Consider the following 17,543-nt stretch of genomic DNA (forward strand, 5'->3'; position numbering starts at 1 on the left):
TTAACAAGACCTAACTAGGTAGGTCTAGGTCAACGCAGCGGCCTGTGCATCCTGCATGCTGCCGAAGCGTTCCACGACGGAACCGAACAGGCGAACGCCGACGTCGATGCAGCGCTCATCAATATCGATGTCCCCGCGGTGCAGGTCATACTTCTGGCCGGTACCAGACCAGCAGCCCAAGCGCGCCATGGAACCCGGCACCTGCTCGAGGTACCAGGAGAAGTCCTCCCCACCACTGGACTGTGGTGCCTGAATCACCGCGTGCGGGTCAATCGCACGGGCGGCCTCCACGAGCGCGGAGGTGGCTACGTCATCGTTCATCACTGGCGGCACACCACGGATGTACGTCAACTCATGGCTACAGCCAGTCGGGGCCACAACGTCTGCCACAAGCTTTTCCATCAGTGGCTCCAACGTCCGCCACGTACCAATATCTTGGGTCCGGATCGTGCCACCGACCCGCCCGGTCTTCGGCACCGCATTTGGCGCAATGCCCGCCTCAATCTGGCCAAACACCAACACTGTGCCCGTGCGGGGATCCACACGGCGCGACAATAAGCCCGGCAACTGGGTGACCAAACTGCCCAGCGCGTACACCACATCATTAGTCAGGTGTGGGCGCGAGGTGTGCCCACCAGGGCCATTCACAGCGATGCGCAACACATCAGCTGCTGAGGTGATCGCACCAACACGCACACCAATCTGCCCCACCCGGATTTTCGGTTCCGCATGCACCGCGTAGATGCACGCCACACCGTCCAGGCCACCCCACTTGATCACATCCGGGGCGCCACCGTCCATGACTTCTTCGGCTGGCTGGAAGATGATGCGGATACCAAAGGGTAGATCGAGCATAGATAACGCGCACGCCAGTGCCAGGCAGATCGTGGTGTGCACATCATGGCCACATGAATGAGACACACCAGGGACACGAGACGCGAAAGGAAGGCCGGAAACCTCATCGACCCGCAACGCGTCAATGTCCGCGCGGAAAGCCAGCTTCTCATTATCTTCAGGGCCGATGTCTACGTACAGGCCTGTCTCCGGGAACAGGTGCGGCTCCAGTCCGTGGTCCCGCAGTGTCTGCGCAATGAACGCGGTGGTTTCCACCTCATGGTGCGACACTTCCGGGTTAGCGTGAAGGTGACGGCGCCACCCGATAATCTCATCGCGGTGAGCCGTAAACCACGAGTCAATCTGGGCAGACAGTCCCACAGCGCACTCTCCTCTTAGGACTTTTAGGCACCAACATTAATGGGTGTGACTGTACCCCTAGACCAAGCTGTACAGTTAGTCGGGGCGCCGAGAGGGCTCCTCCGATGAATCTCAATCCGCCGTGGAAACGTTGAGCATCTCCGTCATCGACACTGGCTCAAAGTTTTCCCAGCAGATCTCCCCGAGCTCATTCACCGCCCCGGGCAGCAACATTGCCGGCGGCACACGCAGCGCGTAGGCCAGGCGATACACCGTGGACAAAGTGGGGTCAGAAGGACGCGCACCGGTGTGCTGGTTGCGCTCCAAGTTAGACACCACGGTGCGCGACAACCCGGCAACAGTGGCAAGGCGCATCTGGCTCAAACCGCGGAGTTCCCGGATGGTCCGGAGCCGTTCTGACATAGAAAAGCCGAGGCTGGCCCAGCGTGCGTCGCTGACCACCTCGTCGAAAGTTTCGCGCCCGCACACACGGTCGGCGTACGGGTCAGGTGTTCCAGACATCATCCCCCCTTAAGCGGTGCGCTTCCCCTGAAAGCAGCAGTAGATGTTTTCCCTTGCGAGACTAGCGCAGCTACGCAGGGGCTGTCCATTGGAAAAACACTACAAATGAATATTTCGTGGACCGTACAAGCGGTCGCCCGCATCGCCGAGGCCGGGGACGATGTAGGCGTCCTCGTTCAAGGCCGGATCAATCGTGGCTGTGACAAGGCGCAATGGCGCGTCGAGTTTCGCAATTCGGTCCACGCCCTGTTGCGCACACACCACGGTGACCACGGTGATGTCATCCGCACCACGATCGGTGAGCAGCTCAATTGCGTGTACGAGGGAACCACCGGTAGCCAGCATCGGATCAACCAGAAAGACTGGCTGTCCGGAGAGATCCTCGGGCAGGGCCTCCAGGTACGGGACTGGCTCATGGGTCTCCTCATCGCGCGCCAGCCCGATGAAGCCCACCTGGGCATCTGGGATCATGGCCAAAGATGGGTCCACCAGGCCAAGCCCGGCGCGGATGATGGGCACGATGATCGGCGGTTGCTTCAGGCGCACACCGTGTGCAGTGCCCACGGGGGTTTCACAGTCGAAGGTCTCTGTTTCCAGGTCCCGGGATGCTTCGTAGATGAGCATGGAGCCCAAGTCAGACAGGGCTGCGCGGAAGCTGGAATTGCTGGTTCGCTTGTCACGCAAGCGGGTGAGACGGGAAATTGCCAGCGGGTGTTCGATGACGGTGATCTGCATGAACACAATGCTAACCAGAAATTTTCGGTTCGGAGGGAACCGAATGAGGGGTTATGGCAGTCAAAGTAAGTATGGATACTTCATTTTCTGATCTTTTCTTCGACACAAGCACGGCCGCTGAGCACATCGCGCGTTTGCGGAGCGACGCGGACTCGACTCTTCCCATCACTCTTCCGCCATTGCCTGATGTTGGACCTCTTGCGGGGCTCAGCGCCGCCGTAAGCAGTGCCGTTGCATCCGCCAACGAACAAGCCTCGCTTCTGTCGAATGAGGCACACCGCACTGCCTCCAACATGGAGGTCTTCACGGCGGGGGCTGTGCGTGTGGATAGCTCCTCGGCGCGCGCCTTCGAGGGGGTACAGCCATGATCACCCTGCCCATCGACATCGGATCCGTCGTCACCGCCGTCGCACAGGCTGTACCTCCGATGTTGCCTCAGGTCGACATCCCTTCACCGCCTGATTTCATGTCGGCTGTGCCCCTTGCTGCCATCGTTGGTGCCGATCCCAATCGTTTGCTTCGCGCAGCACAATCGCTTTTCGACGACCGCGTGGCCATCACCAACATTCTCAACGACGCCACTCCCCTCATCCAGGCTGCTGGCGTGGACATCCTGGACATTGGCCAACGCTTCCTGAACCAGGCCGCACCGCTGGTTCCCGGCTTGTTTACCGGCCCCGGCGCGGTGAGTGTGATGACACGGCTGGTGGACCTGGCCACTGAAGCATTCACCGCCGTCGCCGAGCGCTTAAGCCAACTGGAAAGTGAACTCCAACCACTCGTTTCACGCCTCGAAGGTCTGGTCACAGCCGCCGCTGCTCGCGAGCAACTCGTTGCCACACCCGCTAATTACGCCGCCGAAACCGAACTTCGGCAGCTGGCGGGAATAGAGGAGGAGGTGGTGGTGGCGGCGGAAGGGGCCCCGGAGGACGTCGATACGCAAGAAGGCGACAACGCCGTGGGACGCGCAGCCGTGGACGCCGCGAAAGCCCAACTAGGCACCCCCTATGTGTGGGGAGGCAGTGCGCCGGGCGGATTCGACTGCTCCGGACTGACCTCATGGGCCTACAAACAAGCGGGCGTGGACATTCCGCGCACCGCAGAAAACCAAGCTGTTGGGCGGCAAGTGAGCTACGAGGAACTCCAACCCGGTGACCTTGTGGTATGGACCGGACACGTTGCCATGTACGCCGGCGACGGGCAAATGATCGAGGCCGGCTCACCCGTGCAGATGAGCTCCGTGCGCACTGACAATATCGGCATGCCCTTCAAAGGCTTCTGGCGACCAACGGGGTAGCGCGCGAAACGGTCCCCGCATTGAGTAATGTGACAGGGCATGAGTACGCGCGCGATTCTCCCTGTGAAAATCTCCTTGACTGAGGGTGATTTCTATACCCTCTGGGCCCCCACCTGGCGCCAAGGTGGCACAGAATGGCAAGCCTTCCTCGGTGACAAGGATGACGTCCTAGTGTTCAACAGCCCCGAGGCCCTGCTGGTCTACCTCGAGGACAACACCGACCACGACCTCACCGACCACCCCAAGTGGCCCGCATTCCAGTCTGGCGGGGATGACCGCGTCGTGCCCGAAGAGAAGAACACCTACGACATCATCGGCCTGCCGTCCTACCTCGCCGGACGCCCCAGCCACGAAAATGTCTCCGCCGTCGCACGCGGCTTCCAGCTGGCCCGTTCCCTTGCGGAAGTTGCTGGGGCTAGCGACGCGCAGATCTTCTTCGCTTCCCACTCCATCCTGGGCAACATCAACCGCGGCTACGAGCACTACTCCGGCGATAACGGGCTGTCTGAATGGTCCGGCGTCGGCCGCACCGTGCTGGCCAACTGGGAAACAGTGGTCCACTCCCTCGACGAGGCCGTACGAGTCGTGGATGACTCCGAGCTGGACCCTAAGCGCATCAGCGCCGCTGCGGACTCCATCGCCGCTGCAACCACCGCGCGTGAAGAAGCCCGCGCCGCCGCCGAAAAAGACGCCGAAGCCGCCCGCGATGCCGCCGACCCCTACGACATCTCCGCCTGGGCCGAAGCTGGCATCGACCCCGTGAAAATCACCGTCCAAGGTAAAGGCGTGTACACCATGCGCACCTACGTCGATGGCGCCCCCATCTTCCTGGGCAAGTACGGGGAGATTTTCACCTTCCCCACCGCCAAGCACATGGCTCGCTGGATTGTTGACAATGACGACCATGACCTTGCAGCCGTGTCCACCTGGCCCGACATCATGAACCTAGCCAACTCCGGCGAACTCGACGTCACCGTCCACCCGGACAACTCCTACTCCTTCAACGGCATCGCCGCTGACATCGACAAAGGCGTTGACGCCGTGGACACTAAACAGATGGCCAAGGCCTACGAACTCATGGCCGACGCCGCCGACTGGGCCAACGATGACTCGCTCAACTCGTTCCTCCTAGCCAACCCTCGTATGCAGGACTACCTCGCCTACATGCTCGGCTCCACCGAAGCCGCCGGATATGTGCCCTCCGCCCCCTTCACCGACAAAGCTGAGGGCTGGAAGAGCCTGGAGGAGATCCTGGTGAAGCGCTTCTCCAAGTTCTAGGGGGTTTCGGGGGTTCGTTGCGGGGCGGCCGACGGTCCCCGGTCGGGTCCCCACGCTGCACCATTTTTGAAAACGGTGCAGAATCCCTCTAAAACACCCTTTCCTTGCAGGGAAACTTTAAGCCATACCGGTGCCCAGCAACGTACCCACAAGGTACGTGACTGCCAGAGCCAGGCCACCACCGATAACCAAGCGGACCAACGCCCGCATCGGCTTCGCCCTGCCGAGCTTGGCAGAGATCGCACCGGTGACAGCCAGTGCGATGAGCGTAATCAGCACTGTGACCACCACGCGAAGCACTTCCGGGGCGAGGAGCACAGCTGCCAGTGGCAGCAGCGCGCCCAGGAAGAAAGAAATGAAGGACGCGATCGCGGCGGACCACGGGTTGACCAGATCTTTCTGGTCGATGCCGTAGTGAACTTCCAGATGAGCTCCGAGCGGGTCGGTCTTCGTGCGTTCACGGGCAACAGCGATAGCGGTTTGATCACTCAGGCCCGAGTTCTTGTAGGCCTGCACGAGGTGCTTGAACTCTGCGTCGGGATCGGCGTCGTGCAGTCCGCGTTCGTTTTCAATCGCGGCTTCCTCCGCATCACGCTGTGAGGAGACAGAAACATACTCACCCAGTGCCATGGACACGGCGCCACCCACAAGAGCAGCAACACCAGCGGTAGCGATCTCACGCATCGAGGACGTTGCGCCGGCCACACCCACCACCACCGCAGCAGTGGAAACAATGCCGTCGTTCGCACCAAGCACAGCGGCGCGCAAACGGTTGAGTTTTTCACTCATGCCGTGGATTTCTACTTCGACTTCCGGCGAGTTTTCAGGCGCCACGACACTGACCGAGCTTGGGTTCTGGGGTTTCTTTTCGCTCATGGCTCAATGTTTACCCCGCCCCAATTCAACCCCGCAAGCAAGGTAATACTAACTAACTGCAGGTCAGGGACGATTTTGAGGCGAGGCTTAGCTATCTGGGCGCGCCGCAAAGGAGCACTGTAAACGAGGCCTAAACTGGATCCACCATGTTTTCCTGTGACGTCCCCACCGGCCGGGCCAAGACCCGTCACAGGGCATGCGTGCAAACCGCCGCCATTGCCGCGCTCCTCCCTGGACTCCTCGCTGTACCTGTTGCCTTCGCAGACCCGGGCAGCGCCGAGGGCACCACCGACGCCCTCAACGCCACTGACACCGTGATCACACCACCGCCGCGCGAGCACGCCCCGAACACGGACAGGTGCCCGCAAGCGACGTGGCCGCCGGAGCCGGTGAGTACGTCGGAACGCGTTGCGCCGGGTTTGCCGACGCCGCCACCGCTGCCGGTGGTCTATGACGGGCCGTGTGGTGTCATTGCGCCACCTGGTTTCACGGTCAATGATGATGTGTTGGCCACAGCGTGGTTGGTAGCGGACATCGATACGGGGGATGTTATTGCGATGAAAGATCCGCATGGGAGGTACCGTCCGGCGTCGATAATTAAGGTGCTGCTGGCGTTGGTGGTTATTGAGGAGTTGCCGCTGGATAAGAAGGTGACGGTCAGTGAGGAATCAGCTGGCCAGGAGGGCTCCGCGGTGGGCTTGGGCGGCGGTGGGGAGTACACCGTCGATGATCTCCTGCACGGTCTGCTCATGGTGTCTGGCAATGATGCGGCGCATGCGCTTGCGCAGGCTCTGGGCGGGGATGAAAAGACCCTGGAGAAGGTCAACGCGAAAGCCGCTGAGCTGGGCATGAAAGACACGCGCGTGGCCAGCTATTCAGGCCTGGACGCGCCGGGGATGTCCACCTCCGCGTGGGATATGGGCCTGGCATATCGCGCGGCGTATGCAAACCCGGTGTTCACCCGGATCATTTCCACGGAGTCTTACCCTTTCCCGGGTTACACCACGAGGGAGGGCACGGTCTACGAAGGCTTTGATGTTTACAACGACAACATGCTTTACCTCAATGATCCGGATGGCATCGGCGGTAAAACGGGATTCACGGACGATGCGAAGCACACGTTTGTCGGCGCGCTTGACCGCAACGGCCGCCGCATCATGGCCATCGTGCTCGACACCACCGTCGATCGCGCCCGCGCCTGGGAGCAAACCCAACAGCTTATCCATGAGGGGTACAAGGTCCCACGTTCGAAGGCAGTCGCATCGCTTATCGACGTCTCCGCCCCCACCACCCCCTCCCCCAAAGAAGAACCCCCGGCCAGCGACGGTGAGTCACTGCCGTGGGAAGGCATCGCGGTCTTGGCCGCAGTGATCGCCCTAGCGGGCGTGGGTACGTGGCTTAGCGTCGCGTCAAAAGCGAAAGCGCGGCAACGCCAGCAGCGCCAATAGCGGCACCGATGCCGATGCTGCGGCCGGTGTTGTCCGGCTGCGCTGCGGCGGCGCGGATGTTGATCACTGCTGGTTCCGGAATCTTCGGCTCCTCCAGCGCCAAGGATTCCTCGGTGGTGGCAGTCCACGCGGAGACGTAGAGCACCACGCGCCAGACGAGGTAGAGCACGACCATCAGGGAGATGATCGGGCCGAAGATGGCACCAGCCGGGTTGCCGGTGGCGGAGCCAACGATGACGGTGGAGAACTGCTTAATCAGCTCAAAGATCACGGCACCCAGCAGGGCACCTTTGAGGCCAGACTTCTTCGGCACCTTTGTGCGCGGCATGAACACAACCATCCACCAGAAAACCAGGAAGTTGGCTGCAATACCGGCAGCGAGAGCAACCAAGAACACCACAAACCGGGCGCCGGGGAAGGTGTCGAGGCCGAAGTGGGCCATCGCCGTCGTCGTCAAGCTGGAAGAGCCCACTGCGGTAACGCCGAAAGCAACGATGAGGAGAACCAACAAACCGATAAGCGCGACGAGGTCCGCGAGCTTCTTCGTTACGAAGTTGCCACCGCCCTCATTCGCGTCCAGCGACCACATGGCACTGATGCCGGTACGCAAGTGATTCATCCAGCCAAGGCCTGACCACAGCGTGGTCAACAAACCAATACCAGCCACCGCACCACGCTGAGCGATCGCGGACTCCACGAGCTGATTCACCATCTCACCCGTGTCACCAGAAACAGACTGCGCGATCTGATCCTGAATCTGCTCCAACAAGTCAGGGCGGGCAGCCAACACAAAACCCATCGCCGCGAACAGCAACATGGTCAGCGGGAAAATCGACAGTACTGAGAAGTACGTAATACCGGCAGCGAACTGGTTGCCGCCTTGCGCACCAAACCGATCATTCATGCGCATGAGGTGAGCGATCGGAGGCGCTTTCTCCTTCACCTCGGCCACAACCCCCTCATCTTCCTGGCTCGGGTGGGCACGCTCAATACCCTGCTCGTCCGTAAAACCCTTACGGGGTGACGTGGATGTAGCCATGTGGTGGCGGTCCTTTCTAAATAGGTGTTCGCCCCACTTTAACGGCGTTTAGCGTTTCGGCGCGTAAAAGCCGACCTTCTCATACACATCAGCCAACAATGGATTAGCCAATTCACGTGCACGCTCCGCACCGCGAGACAGAATGTTTTCCAGTTCAGCGCGGTCCGCAATCAGTTCGTCGTAGCGCGCGCGAAGCGGCGTCGTAAATGCTTCAAGCGCATCAGCCGTATCGCCCTTGAGCGCCCCGTAGCCCTGGCCCTCATACTTCTGCACGAGCGCATCGATCGCCTCGCCGGTGAGCGCCGACTGGATGGCCAGCAAGTTGGACACGCCGGGCTTATTCTCACGATCGAAAGCGACAACGCCGTCATTGTCCGTCACCGCGGACTTGATGCGCTTCGCCGAGGTCTTCGGATCGTCGAGCAGGTTGATCAAACCCTTCGGGTTCGCACCCGACTTACTCATCTTTGCCGTCGGCTCCTGCAGGTCATAGATCTTCGCCGAGCCCTCCGGAATGAACCCTTCCGGCACCACGAACGTCTTGCCAAAGCGCGCGTTGAAACGCTCTGCCAACGTGCGGGTGAGCTCCAAGTGCTGGCGCTGATCCTCCCCCACCGGCACGAGCTGTGGCGAATACAGCAAAATATCCGCCGCCATGAGCATCGGGTAGGTGAAAAGACCTACGGACGTCCGGTCCTGCCCCTGCTTCGCCGACTTATCCTTAAACTGCGTCATCCGGCTGGCCTCACCAAAGCCCGTCAGACACTGCAGCACCCACGTCAACTCCGCATGCGCCGGGACGTGCGACTGCACAAACAACGTGGACTTATCCGGATCAATCCCCAACGCAATGAGCTGTGCGACGCCTTTCAGCGTCCGCTCACGTAACTCCTCCGGATCCTGGTCCACCGTGATCGCGTGCAAATCCGGAATGAAATAGAACGCCTCATAGTCATCCTGCAGGTCAATCCACTGCTTCAGGGCACCCAGGTAGTTACCCAAATGATACGAGTCGGCGGTCGGCTGGATTCCAGAAAGAACACGCTGTTTAGACATAGTGGCCAGTGTATCCCCCGGCCGTGACCGGGCGCACACTAAGATTGGGTCCAAAATCTTTTACGCCTATGGGATGACACATCGGGGGAAGCAGTGGGCAGCTGGAAAGAAATAGTGCCGTGGGTTATTACCGGCGTAGCAGTCTTCACATCCATTGGTTTCGCAATAGCTTTGGCAACCAGCACACCTGATGGTACGAAAACCACGCTTGATTTCATTGCGCGCCTATTCGGTCCGGTCTGTGCAGCGGGTATAGCATGGGCCGGAGTTGATCACACGGTTCGAAATAGCCGTAAGCAAGACCAATCCACAGAGTGGTACGCCAATCTACGTTGGGCAGCTGACTTGTGCAAAGACAACAATCAAACGGCAATACAAATTGGCGTGGCAGTTTTAGATTCTCTAGATGGTCTGCCCTTCTTGCGAACAGAGGAGCAAAAGCTTATCGATGCACTCCTGGAAACCGTGGTGGATTCTTCGACGGAATAAGATAACATAGACAACACAATCACCAGCGAAATTGCAGACAAGAAGGAGGCGAGATGATGGAAACCGCTACAAACAAATCCCCACGTGAAGCAGCCCCGGCTTCAACCAAGATCAATAAAGGTCAAGTGGCCGCCGCGAAACTCATTATGAAACGTGACCGTGAGGGCAAGGGCAATGTGAAGATCACGCAGCGCATACGAGATCTCGCCGCAATCGAGCTTTAGCCTGATTCCCCTTGCCGGCCTACTCTGCCACAACGAGAACCGTTGCCATGGCGTAATCGCCGTCGTGACTCAATGATACACTGGCAACTGGCACGCCCAACGCGGCTACGTCCCCATGCAATTCAAGCGTGGGGCGCCCAAAAGCATCCTGCACTACTTCTATTTCTGCGAAGTTCAGTTCTGCCGGGTCGATGATTGGCGGTGCGCCATAGAGTTTTTGGGACCACGCTTTGATGTAGGCCTCTTTCGCGGCCCACCGCGCCGCAAGCGACGCTGCGCGGTCAGCCTTCGGGGCACATGCGCGCCATTCGCGGTCCGTGAATACGCGAAGAAATGTGGATCCTTCCTGGTCAAGCTGCGAAGCAAAGGACGGGACGTGGACAACATCTGTCCCGATAAACATTCCTGCACACATGGTTCCAACCTAAACCCTTTACCGCTTTCCCCCTGTGAATCTTGGGGGCAATTCGAGACTTTCGGCTCAATAGGTTTACTATGCCTATATGTCTGATAGTTTCGATGGCGAAACTAGTTCGCCTTTTTCTTCCCCTCCCCTAACTACGTCGCAAAAGAATGAAGACTTATTACGGCGTCGCACCGAAGCTGCGGAACCGGTTGGCGCTGAACCGCTCAACAAGGTGCGCGCTGCGGGTCGACTTACTGCACGCGAGCGCCTTGATTACCTCCTCGATGAGGACTCATTTGTTGAAACTGATCAATTCGCACGCCACCGCACCCATGATTTTGGGATGCAGTCCAAGCGCCCGGTCACCGACGGCATCGTCACTGGATCGGGCACGATAGACGGCCGGGAAGTGTGTGTTTTCTCCCAGGACGGCACTGTTTTCGGTGGCGCACTGGGTGAGGTGTACGGCGAGAAGATGACCAAAATTCAGCAACTCGCCGTCACAACCGGGCGCCCGCTCATCGGCTTGTACGAGGGCGCGGGTGCACGCATCCAAGATGGCGTTGTCTCTCTGGATTGGATCGCGCAGACCTTTCGCCACAACATCGAGGCATCCGGTGTGGTGCCACAGATCTCCGTCATCATGGGCGCATGCGCCGGTGGCAATGCCTACTCCCCGGCATTGACGGATTTCGTGGTCATGGTCGATGAAAGTTCGAAGATGTTTGTCACCGGACCGGATGTAATCAAAACCGTCACCAGCGAAGAGATCAGCCAAGAAGAACTCGGTGGCGCCTGGATCCACATGCAGCAGGCCGGTAACTGCCATTACGTTGCAGACAATGACCAGGACGCCCTGGACTGGGTGGCCGAGCTTTTGGAATATCTGCCGTCCAACAACCGCCAGCGCACCGCTGTCCCACACCCTTTCGGCCATCATCCCGGCACCCCGGCGGAGGCGGACGAGGAGGCGTGCGCGGAACTCGATTCGCTCATTCCCAATTCCGCCAACTCACCGTATGAGGTGCGTGAGGTCATCGCGTGTGTCGCCGATGACGGCGAGTACTTGGAAGTCATGGAACAGCGCGCCGAAAACGTGGTCACTGCTTTTGGTCGTGTGGAAGGCCAAACCGTGGGTTTTGTAGCTAACCAGCCCATGGTGCTAGCAGGCTGCTTGGATATTGATTCCGCCGAGAAGGCCGCGCGTTTCATCCGAACCTGCGATAGCTTCAATATCCCCATTGTCATGCTGGTGGATGTTCCGGGGTTCTTGCCCGGTTCTGCCCAAGAGCATGACGGCATTCTGCGCCGCGGCGCGAAACTCTTGTACGCATACGGCGAGGCCAGCGTACCCAAGATCACTGTGACCATGCGCAAGGCATACGGGGGCGCGTATTGCGTGATGGGTTCGAAGGGTTTGGGCGCAGATGTGAACCTGGCATGGCCGACCGCACAGATCGCAGTGATGGGCGCTGCGGGTGCTGTGGGTTTTATCAACCGCAAGGACATCGCCGCAGCCAAAGAATCTGGGATGAGCGAGGAAGATCTGGCACAGCTTGTCGCAGGTTTCGAGCGCGAGTACGAGGACACGGTACTCAACCCATATAGAGCTGCGGAACGTGGCCTGGTGGATTCCGTGATTTTGCCCCGCGAAACTCGCACCGCCATTGCAGCGAACCTGCGCCTGTTCAAGGACAAAGTTGTCGCCCGACCGATGCGTAAGCACGGCAATATCCCGCTCTAATACCCAATTTTTGTTTCCAGATATTGTTTCCAGCCACTATTTCTAGACCTTTGAAGGAAAACATCATGATTATTGCCCCGATTCAGGCTCTCACCACTCCTGCACTGATCTTCCCCGGTCAAGGCAGCGCATGGCAGCAGGCTTTGTTTGATGCGGGGGTTACCTCTCCTGCTGCTCGTGAGCGGATGGAAAAACTGCTTGACAGTGCCGCATCAATCACGGGCCCTGTCGCGCGCCCCTTGGCATCCGTCGTGCCGGGAGTAGCACAGCGGATCCGGGACGCACTGAACAATGAGCCGCATGTCGCACCAGTTGATGCGTTTCCGGCTGTGAGCGTGCCGGCAATTCTGCTCGCGCAGATCGCTGCAGCTGAGCACCTCGCGGAGCTTGGCCTGGATCTGAACAACGTCCACTTCGGTGGGCATTCACAAGGTGTACTTGGCGCAGTAGCAATGGACCCTGAAGGCGACGGGCAGACTGTGGAGAACGCTCTTGCTTTTGCTTTCATCCTGGGTGCTGCCGCGACGAATGATTACGGTGCGACGGATGCACGCAGCCGTATGCTGTCGGTGCGTGGTCTCACGGTTGATCAGATCAATGACTTTGTGCCGGAGGATTCAGGCGCGGTGTTAAGCGTGATCAATGAGCGCCGTCACGTGGTGCTCTCCGGCACGCCGGAGGCGTTGGAGCGTGCGCAAAGTGCGATCGAGTCGCAGGCAAGTGGTTACAACTCCCGCCTCGAGGTTGAATTCGGCGGATCTGAGATTCAGCCAACGTTTGATTACTTGGACGTGGCCTACCCGTTCCATGTTGCAAGCAATATGGCGGCGGTGGAGCAGGCTGCGCAGTGGGCGGAAGACTGTGGCATCACGTTCGCTGGCACAACCCCGCGTGAACTTGCGCAGACCATCCTCGTGGACACGTTTGATTTCACCAGCACCGTCCGTGACCTGTTGCGTCAAGGCGCAAGCCATGTGATCTCACTTGATAAGGGCACCACAAGCATCATTTCCACGCTTGTCAGTGGCGCCGGTGTGCCGGTGATTGATGCGTCCACCCCCACCAAACGCGATGCCTTGGCGCGTCCGGGTGAAAAGCTGTCGGCTGCGGCGGATTATTCGCAATATGCCCCACGCGTGATCACGCTGCCTGACGGCAAGTCCTACACGCAGACGCGATTTTCTGCGCTGACCGGCCTATCCCCCATCATCTTGGGCGGTATGACGCCGACGTCGGCCGATGGTGAGATTGTGGCGGCTGCCGCCAACGCCGGCTACTGGGCGGAGCTTGCCGGTGGTGGCATGTACTCCGAGGAGGAGTTTGGCAAGCACAAAGACAGTCTTGTTAGCTTCCTGCAGCCGGGCCGCACCGCACAGTTCAACACCATGTTCTTCGACCGCTTCTTGTGGAACTTGCAGTTTGGGCAGACCCGCATGGTGCCCAAAGCACGCGCTGCGGGCGCACCATTTAACGGTGTGTGTATTTCCGCTGGCATCCCCGAGGTTGAGGAGGCAACAGAGCTTCTTGCGCAGCTGCACCGTGATGGTTTCCCCTACATCGCGTTTAAGCCGGGCACGACGCAGCAGGTGCGCGACGCGCTGAAGATCGCAGAAGCCAATCCAGATGATTCGGTGATCCTCATGGTCGAAGACGGCCATGCGGGTGGGCATCACTCGTGGGTTGATCTGGAAGACATGCTGCTGGAAACCTATGCGGAGATCCGCGCGCATGACAACGCGGTGCTCACCGTCGGTGGCGGCGTCTACTCTCCTGCGCGCGCTGCGGAGTTGATCACCGGTACCTGGTCGGAAAAATTCGGCCTGGCAAAGATGCCGGTAGATGGTGTCTTTGTGGGCACGGTGGCGATGGCTACGAAGGAAGCCAAAGCTACGGACTCCGTCAAGCAGCTGCTGGTGGATACTCCAGGTTTGCCGCCGGAGCACAACGGGGGTTGGGTTGGCCGCGGTCAGGGTGTTAGCGGTGTGGCGTCGTCCCAGTCGCACCTGCTGGCTGATCTGCATGACCTGGATAACTCCTTTGCCAAGGCGTCACGCCTGATCACCTCGCTGGATATTGAGGAGTATGAGGCACACCGCGATGAGATCATCGAGGCTCTGTCGAAGACGTCGAAGCCCTACTTCGGCGATGTTGAGGACATGACGTATGCGCAGTGGGTGCAGCGTTTCGTGGACCTTGCAGCGCCGTTTGTGGATAGCAGTTGGGATAAGCGTTTCATCGCGTTGATGCAGCGCATCGAAGCACGCCTCAATGAGGTTGACCATGGGGAAATCCCCACGTTGTTCCCGGAAGGGGAAGGGGTGGATCCGCAAGACGGCGTCGAAAAGCTTCTCGCTCATTATCCGCAGGCCCGCACGGTGAAAGTGTCCCCGCGCGATGCGGCGTGGTGGATTGGGTTGCACTACGCCTACCCGAAGCCGATGCCGTGGGTGCCGGCCTTGGATGGGGATTTGAAGATGTGGTTTGGCAAGGACACCTTGTGGCAAGCGCAGGATGAGCGCTACACCGCGGACCAGGTGCGCATTATTCCGGGCCCGGTGGCTGTGGCGGGCATCACGAAGAAAAATGAGCCGGTCGCGGAGCTTCTGGACAGGTTTGAGGATGCGACGACGCAGTCGCTTATCGACGATGGCGTGACCCCCCTCCCCCGTTTCTCCCGCCTGCACGATGCTGAGGATGAGGCAGCCTACCTGCGGTCCTGCCCAACGTTGGTGTGGCATGGGCACCTGATGGCCAACCCGGCGTACTCGCTGGATGAGGATGCTTTTACCCTCACGTCCGAGGTGAATGCTGCGGGTGAGCGTGAATGGACCATTCGGATTCACGCTGATTCCGCATGGGACCACCTGCCGGACGATCAGCGCCCGTTCTACGTGCGTGAGGTGACCATCCCGGTGGACATTCCAGCGGGCGCGGGCACCGGTGCTTCACCTGTCGTATCGCGCGAACGTCTTCCGAAGAGCGTGTTTGATCTGCTTGAAGGCCTCGCTGGCGTGGGTTCCGTGTCCGAGGCAGGCGACGCAATCATTGCCATGCCGGAGCTTGAAGCGCCGTCCGAGGACGCGCCGTTTGGCCTGGCCCGGTCTTCCTTCACCCTGCCACCATCGCTGCTTGCGGCACACTCGGCAGTCACCGGCGCTGCGTTGCCGGCAAGCGGCAACGCAGGAGAAGGTGGAAACACCGGACAAGTCCTTGGCACCCCCGATGTGCTCGTCGGTCCATGCTGGCCGGCGATTTACACCGCACTTGGCTCGGGTCAACTCGCAGATGGTTACCCGGTGATCGAGGGCCTGCTCAACGCTGTCCACTTAGATCACGTCATTGACCTGCGCGTGCCATTGGACGAACTCGCTGATGGTCGCACCATTGATGTGGAGTCCAAGTGCACATCCATCGCAGAGTCCGCTTCCGGTCGCATTGTCACTGTTGAGCTTGAGTTGACCTCTGACGGTGAAACGGTGGCCACCCAGATGCAACGCTTTGCCATTCGTGGCAGGGCCACGGGCACGGCAACGCCGGTCGCAGCACCCGAATATGGTGGCGGGAAGTCCTCGCAGTTGGTGGAGGCAACACCGCGTTCCTTCGTGGACCGTGCGGTGGTGCATGCACCGGCAGATATGACCCCGTTTGCGCTGGTGTCGGGTGACTATAACCCGATCCACACTTCGTATAACGCTTCGGCGTTGGTGAACCTGCAGGCGCCACTGGTGCACGGCATGTGGCTGTCCGCAACAGCCCAGCACCTCGCTGGCCGCCACGGCAAAGTTGTCGGATGGACCTACTCCATGTTTGGAATGGTGCAGCTGAACGATGAGGTGGAGATCACCGCTGAGCGCGTGGGCCGCAAGGGTATCCACCAGGCACTCGAGGTGACGTGCCGGATTAATGGTGATGTTGTTTCACGCGGCCAAGCACTGTTGGCGCAGCCGAAGACGGCGTATGTCTACCCAGGCCAAGGCATTCAGACTGAAGGAATGGGTAAGGGTGACCGGGATGCCTCCCCCGCCGCGCGTGATGTGTGGCGCCGGGCAGATCGCCACACGCGCACTAAGCACGGTTTTTCTATCCAACGCATTGTGGATGAGAACCCGGCGCGCCTTGACGTGCGCGGGCACGAATTCAAGCACCCCGAAGGCGTGCTGCATCTGACGCAGTTCACGCAGGTAGCACTCGCTGTTGTGGCGTATGCGCAGACGGAGCGTCTGCGCGAGGGCAACGCGCTTGCTTCGGATGCTTACTATGCGGGCCACTCGCTTGGTGAGTACACGGCGCTCGCCTCCTTGGGCAACATTTTCGAGCTCGAAGCTGTGATTGACATTGTGTACTCGCGTGGTTCTGCCATGGGTTCCTTGGTGCCACGCGATGCGGAAGGCAACTCGGATTACGGCATGGGTGCGTTGCGCCCGAACATGATCGGCGTTGGCCCGGAAGAAGTTGAAGCCTACGTCGCACAGGTAGCCGAGGACACTGGTGAGTTCCTGGAGATTGTGAATTACAACATCAAGGGCCAGCAGTACTCCATCGCCGGCACGAAGCGCGGGCTTGCTGCGCTGGATGAGAAGGCAAATGCCATCAACTCACGCGCGTACGTGACGGTGCCGGGTGTGGATGTCCCCTTCCACTCCCGCGTGCTGCGCGGCGGTGTCGCCGACTTCGCAGAGAAGTTGGATGAGCTGTTGCCCGAGCTTATCGACGTTGACACATTGGTCCACCGCTACATCCCCAACCTGGTTGCCCGCCCCTTCGAACTGACCCAAGGGTTCATTGACTCCGTATTGGAAGAGGTTCCTTCCGAGCGTCTGCGCGGCATGACACCGGAGAACACTGACCGCAACACCTTGGCACGCACCTTGTTGATTGAGCTTTTGGCATGGCAGTTTGCTTCCCCGGTGCGCTGGATTGAAACCCAGGACTTCCTCTTGCCGCGGGTGGAGCAGATCATTGAAGTTGGTCTTGCTTCCTCCCCGACCTTGACCAACCTAGCTAAGCGTGAAATGGACGTTGTGGGCATTCATGTCCCCGTGTTCAACGTGGAATCCAGCCAGGACGTGGTCATGCTTGAAGATGTGGTGGTCGCACCAAAGCCGGAAGAGGTTGCACCCGCTGAAGACGCAGCACCGGAAACCGACACCGAAACTGCTGCAGCGCCCGCACCTGCTCCTTCCACACCAGAAACCGCACCAGCGGTACCAGTGGCAGTGGCGGCGGCCCCTGCGG

General features: G+C 59.8%; 15 protein-coding genes. 8 read left to right on the top strand and 7 right to left on the bottom strand.

The window, feature by feature from the left end:
* Positions 1-24: 24 nt before the first annotated feature.
* The 3 genes from HMPREF2129_RS07340 to upp form a co-directional block, all read right to left on the bottom strand.
* The gene (locus HMPREF2129_RS07340; RefSeq protein WP_034664901.1) at positions 25-1,215 is read right to left on the bottom strand and encodes an amidohydrolase; all 1,191 of its coding nucleotides are present in this window, start codon (positions 1,213-1,215) and stop codon (positions 25-27) included.
* Between the two features lie 111 nt (positions 1,216-1,326).
* Positions 1,327-1,716, bottom strand: a complete 390-nt coding sequence (locus HMPREF2129_RS07345) for a helix-turn-helix domain-containing protein (protein WP_052092975.1) — start codon at positions 1,714-1,716, stop codon at positions 1,327-1,329.
* Between the two features lie 99 nt (positions 1,717-1,815).
* Positions 1,816-2,451 carry a uracil phosphoribosyltransferase gene (upp, locus tag HMPREF2129_RS07350; protein WP_034664927.1) on the bottom strand — a complete coding sequence of 212 codons (636 nt, stop codon included), beginning with the start codon at positions 2,449-2,451 and terminating at the stop codon, positions 1,816-1,818.
* Between the two features lie 71 nt (positions 2,452-2,522).
* On the opposite strand from upp, the gene HMPREF2129_RS07355 reads away from it, so the two are divergent.
* The 3 genes from HMPREF2129_RS07355 to HMPREF2129_RS07365 are packed head-to-tail and all read left to right on the top strand — an operon-like array spanning position 2,523 to position 5,026.
* Positions 2,523-2,819: a hypothetical protein gene (locus tag HMPREF2129_RS07355; RefSeq protein WP_034664903.1), complete on the top strand. Its 297-nt coding sequence runs from the start codon at positions 2,523-2,525 to the stop codon at positions 2,817-2,819.
* On the top strand, positions 2,816-3,748 hold the full coding sequence (locus tag HMPREF2129_RS07360) for a C40 family peptidase (RefSeq protein ID WP_034664906.1): 933 nt from the start codon (positions 2,816-2,818) through the stop codon (positions 3,746-3,748). The genes HMPREF2129_RS07355 and HMPREF2129_RS07360 overlap by 4 nt, the downstream gene beginning before the upstream one ends.
* Before the next feature lie 39 nt (positions 3,749-3,787).
* A complete protein-coding gene (locus tag HMPREF2129_RS07365) occupies positions 3,788-5,026 on the top strand; it encodes a hypothetical protein (RefSeq protein WP_034664908.1) in 1,239 nt (412 codons plus the stop codon).
* Positions 5,027-5,143: 117 nt separating this feature from the next.
* Here HMPREF2129_RS07365 and HMPREF2129_RS07370 read toward each other — a convergent pair whose 3' ends face one another.
* A complete protein-coding gene (locus HMPREF2129_RS07370) occupies positions 5,144-5,902 on the bottom strand; it encodes a VIT1/CCC1 transporter family protein (RefSeq protein ID WP_084576662.1) in 759 nt (252 codons plus the stop codon).
* A 146-nt stretch (positions 5,903-6,048) separates the two neighbouring features.
* Here HMPREF2129_RS07370 and HMPREF2129_RS07375 point away from each other — a divergent pair, with 146 nt between their 5' ends.
* A complete protein-coding gene (locus tag HMPREF2129_RS07375; RefSeq protein ID WP_084576664.1) occupies positions 6,049-7,350 on the top strand; it encodes a D-alanyl-D-alanine carboxypeptidase family protein in 1,302 nt (433 codons plus the stop codon).
* On the opposite strand, the gene HMPREF2129_RS07380 is transcribed toward HMPREF2129_RS07375, so the two are convergent.
* Complete coding sequence (locus HMPREF2129_RS07380; protein ID WP_034664910.1) at positions 7,301-8,389, bottom strand: YhjD/YihY/BrkB family envelope integrity protein; 1,089 nt, start codon at positions 8,387-8,389, stop codon at positions 7,301-7,303. The genes HMPREF2129_RS07375 and HMPREF2129_RS07380 overlap by 50 nt on opposite strands.
* Before the next feature lie 48 nt (positions 8,390-8,437).
* Positions 8,438-9,445: a tryptophan--tRNA ligase gene (gene trpS / locus HMPREF2129_RS07385; RefSeq protein WP_034664913.1), complete on the bottom strand. Its 1,008-nt coding sequence runs from the start codon at positions 9,443-9,445 to the stop codon at positions 8,438-8,440.
* Between the two features lie 93 nt (positions 9,446-9,538).
* Between trpS and HMPREF2129_RS07390 the strand changes: the two genes are divergently transcribed.
* Together HMPREF2129_RS07390 and HMPREF2129_RS11010 are read left to right on the top strand one after the other, a co-directional pair.
* Positions 9,539-9,934: a hypothetical protein gene (locus HMPREF2129_RS07390; protein WP_156959258.1), complete on the top strand. Its 396-nt coding sequence runs from the start codon at positions 9,539-9,541 to the stop codon at positions 9,932-9,934.
* A gap of 53 nt (positions 9,935-9,987) precedes the next feature.
* On the top strand, positions 9,988-10,158 hold the full coding sequence (locus tag HMPREF2129_RS11010) for an RNA helicase (RefSeq protein WP_102724076.1): 171 nt from the start codon (positions 9,988-9,990) through the stop codon (positions 10,156-10,158).
* Positions 10,159-10,177: 19 nt separating this feature from the next.
* On the opposite strand, the gene acpS is transcribed toward HMPREF2129_RS11010, so the two are convergent.
* Complete coding sequence (acpS, locus tag HMPREF2129_RS07395) at positions 10,178-10,561, bottom strand: holo-ACP synthase AcpS (RefSeq protein ID WP_034664917.1); 384 nt, start codon at positions 10,559-10,561, stop codon at positions 10,178-10,180.
* Positions 10,562-10,661: 100 nt separating this feature from the next.
* Here acpS and HMPREF2129_RS07400 point away from each other — a divergent pair, with 100 nt between their 5' ends.
* Positions 10,662-12,308 carry an acyl-CoA carboxylase subunit beta gene (locus HMPREF2129_RS07400; protein WP_034664919.1) on the top strand — a complete coding sequence of 549 codons (1,647 nt, stop codon included), beginning with the start codon at positions 10,662-10,664 and terminating at the stop codon, positions 12,306-12,308.
* 65 nt (positions 12,309-12,373) lie between these two features.
* A partial coding sequence (locus tag HMPREF2129_RS07405; RefSeq protein WP_034664922.1) for a fatty acid synthase subunit beta domain-containing protein occupies positions 12,374-17,543 on the top strand: 5,170 nt, incomplete at its 3' end.

The organism is Corynebacterium tuscaniense DNF00037 (assembly GCF_000759055.1).
In the GTDB taxonomy this organism is placed as follows: domain Bacteria; phylum Actinomycetota; class Actinomycetes; order Mycobacteriales; family Mycobacteriaceae; genus Corynebacterium; species Corynebacterium tuscaniense.

Bases quoted from the DNA above. Each gene is read 5' to 3' on its own strand.
- HMPREF2129_RS07345 (WP_052092975.1), bottom strand. From the start codon at position 1,716: ATGTCTGGAACACCTGACCCGTACGCCGACCGTGTGTGCGGGCGCGAA.
- upp (WP_034664927.1), bottom strand. From the start codon at position 2,451: ATGCAGATCACCGTCATCGAACACCCGCTGGCAATTTCCCGTCTCACC.
- HMPREF2129_RS07355 (WP_034664903.1), top strand. From the start codon at position 2,523: ATGGATACTTCATTTTCTGATCTTTTCTTCGACACAAGCACGGCCGCT.
- HMPREF2129_RS07360 (WP_034664906.1), top strand. From the start codon at position 2,816: ATGATCACCCTGCCCATCGACATCGGATCCGTCGTCACCGCCGTCGCA.
- HMPREF2129_RS07365 (WP_034664908.1), top strand. From the start codon at position 3,788: ATGAGTACGCGCGCGATTCTCCCTGTGAAAATCTCCTTGACTGAGGGT.
- HMPREF2129_RS07370 (WP_084576662.1), bottom strand. From the start codon at position 5,902: ATGAGCGAAAAGAAACCCCAGAACCCAAGCTCGGTCAGTGTCGTGGCG.
- HMPREF2129_RS07375 (WP_084576664.1), top strand. From the start codon at position 6,049: ATGTTTTCCTGTGACGTCCCCACCGGCCGGGCCAAGACCCGTCACAGG.
- HMPREF2129_RS07380 (WP_034664910.1), bottom strand. From the start codon at position 8,389: ATGGCTACATCCACGTCACCCCGTAAGGGTTTTACGGACGAGCAGGGT.
- trpS (WP_034664913.1), bottom strand. From the start codon at position 9,445: ATGTCTAAACAGCGTGTTCTTTCTGGAATCCAGCCGACCGCCGACTCG.
- HMPREF2129_RS11010 (WP_102724076.1), top strand. From the start codon at position 9,988: ATGATGGAAACCGCTACAAACAAATCCCCACGTGAAGCAGCCCCGGCT.
- acpS (WP_034664917.1), bottom strand. From the start codon at position 10,561: ATGTTTATCGGGACAGATGTTGTCCACGTCCCGTCCTTTGCTTCGCAG.
- HMPREF2129_RS07400 (WP_034664919.1), top strand. From the start codon at position 10,662: ATGTCTGATAGTTTCGATGGCGAAACTAGTTCGCCTTTTTCTTCCCCT.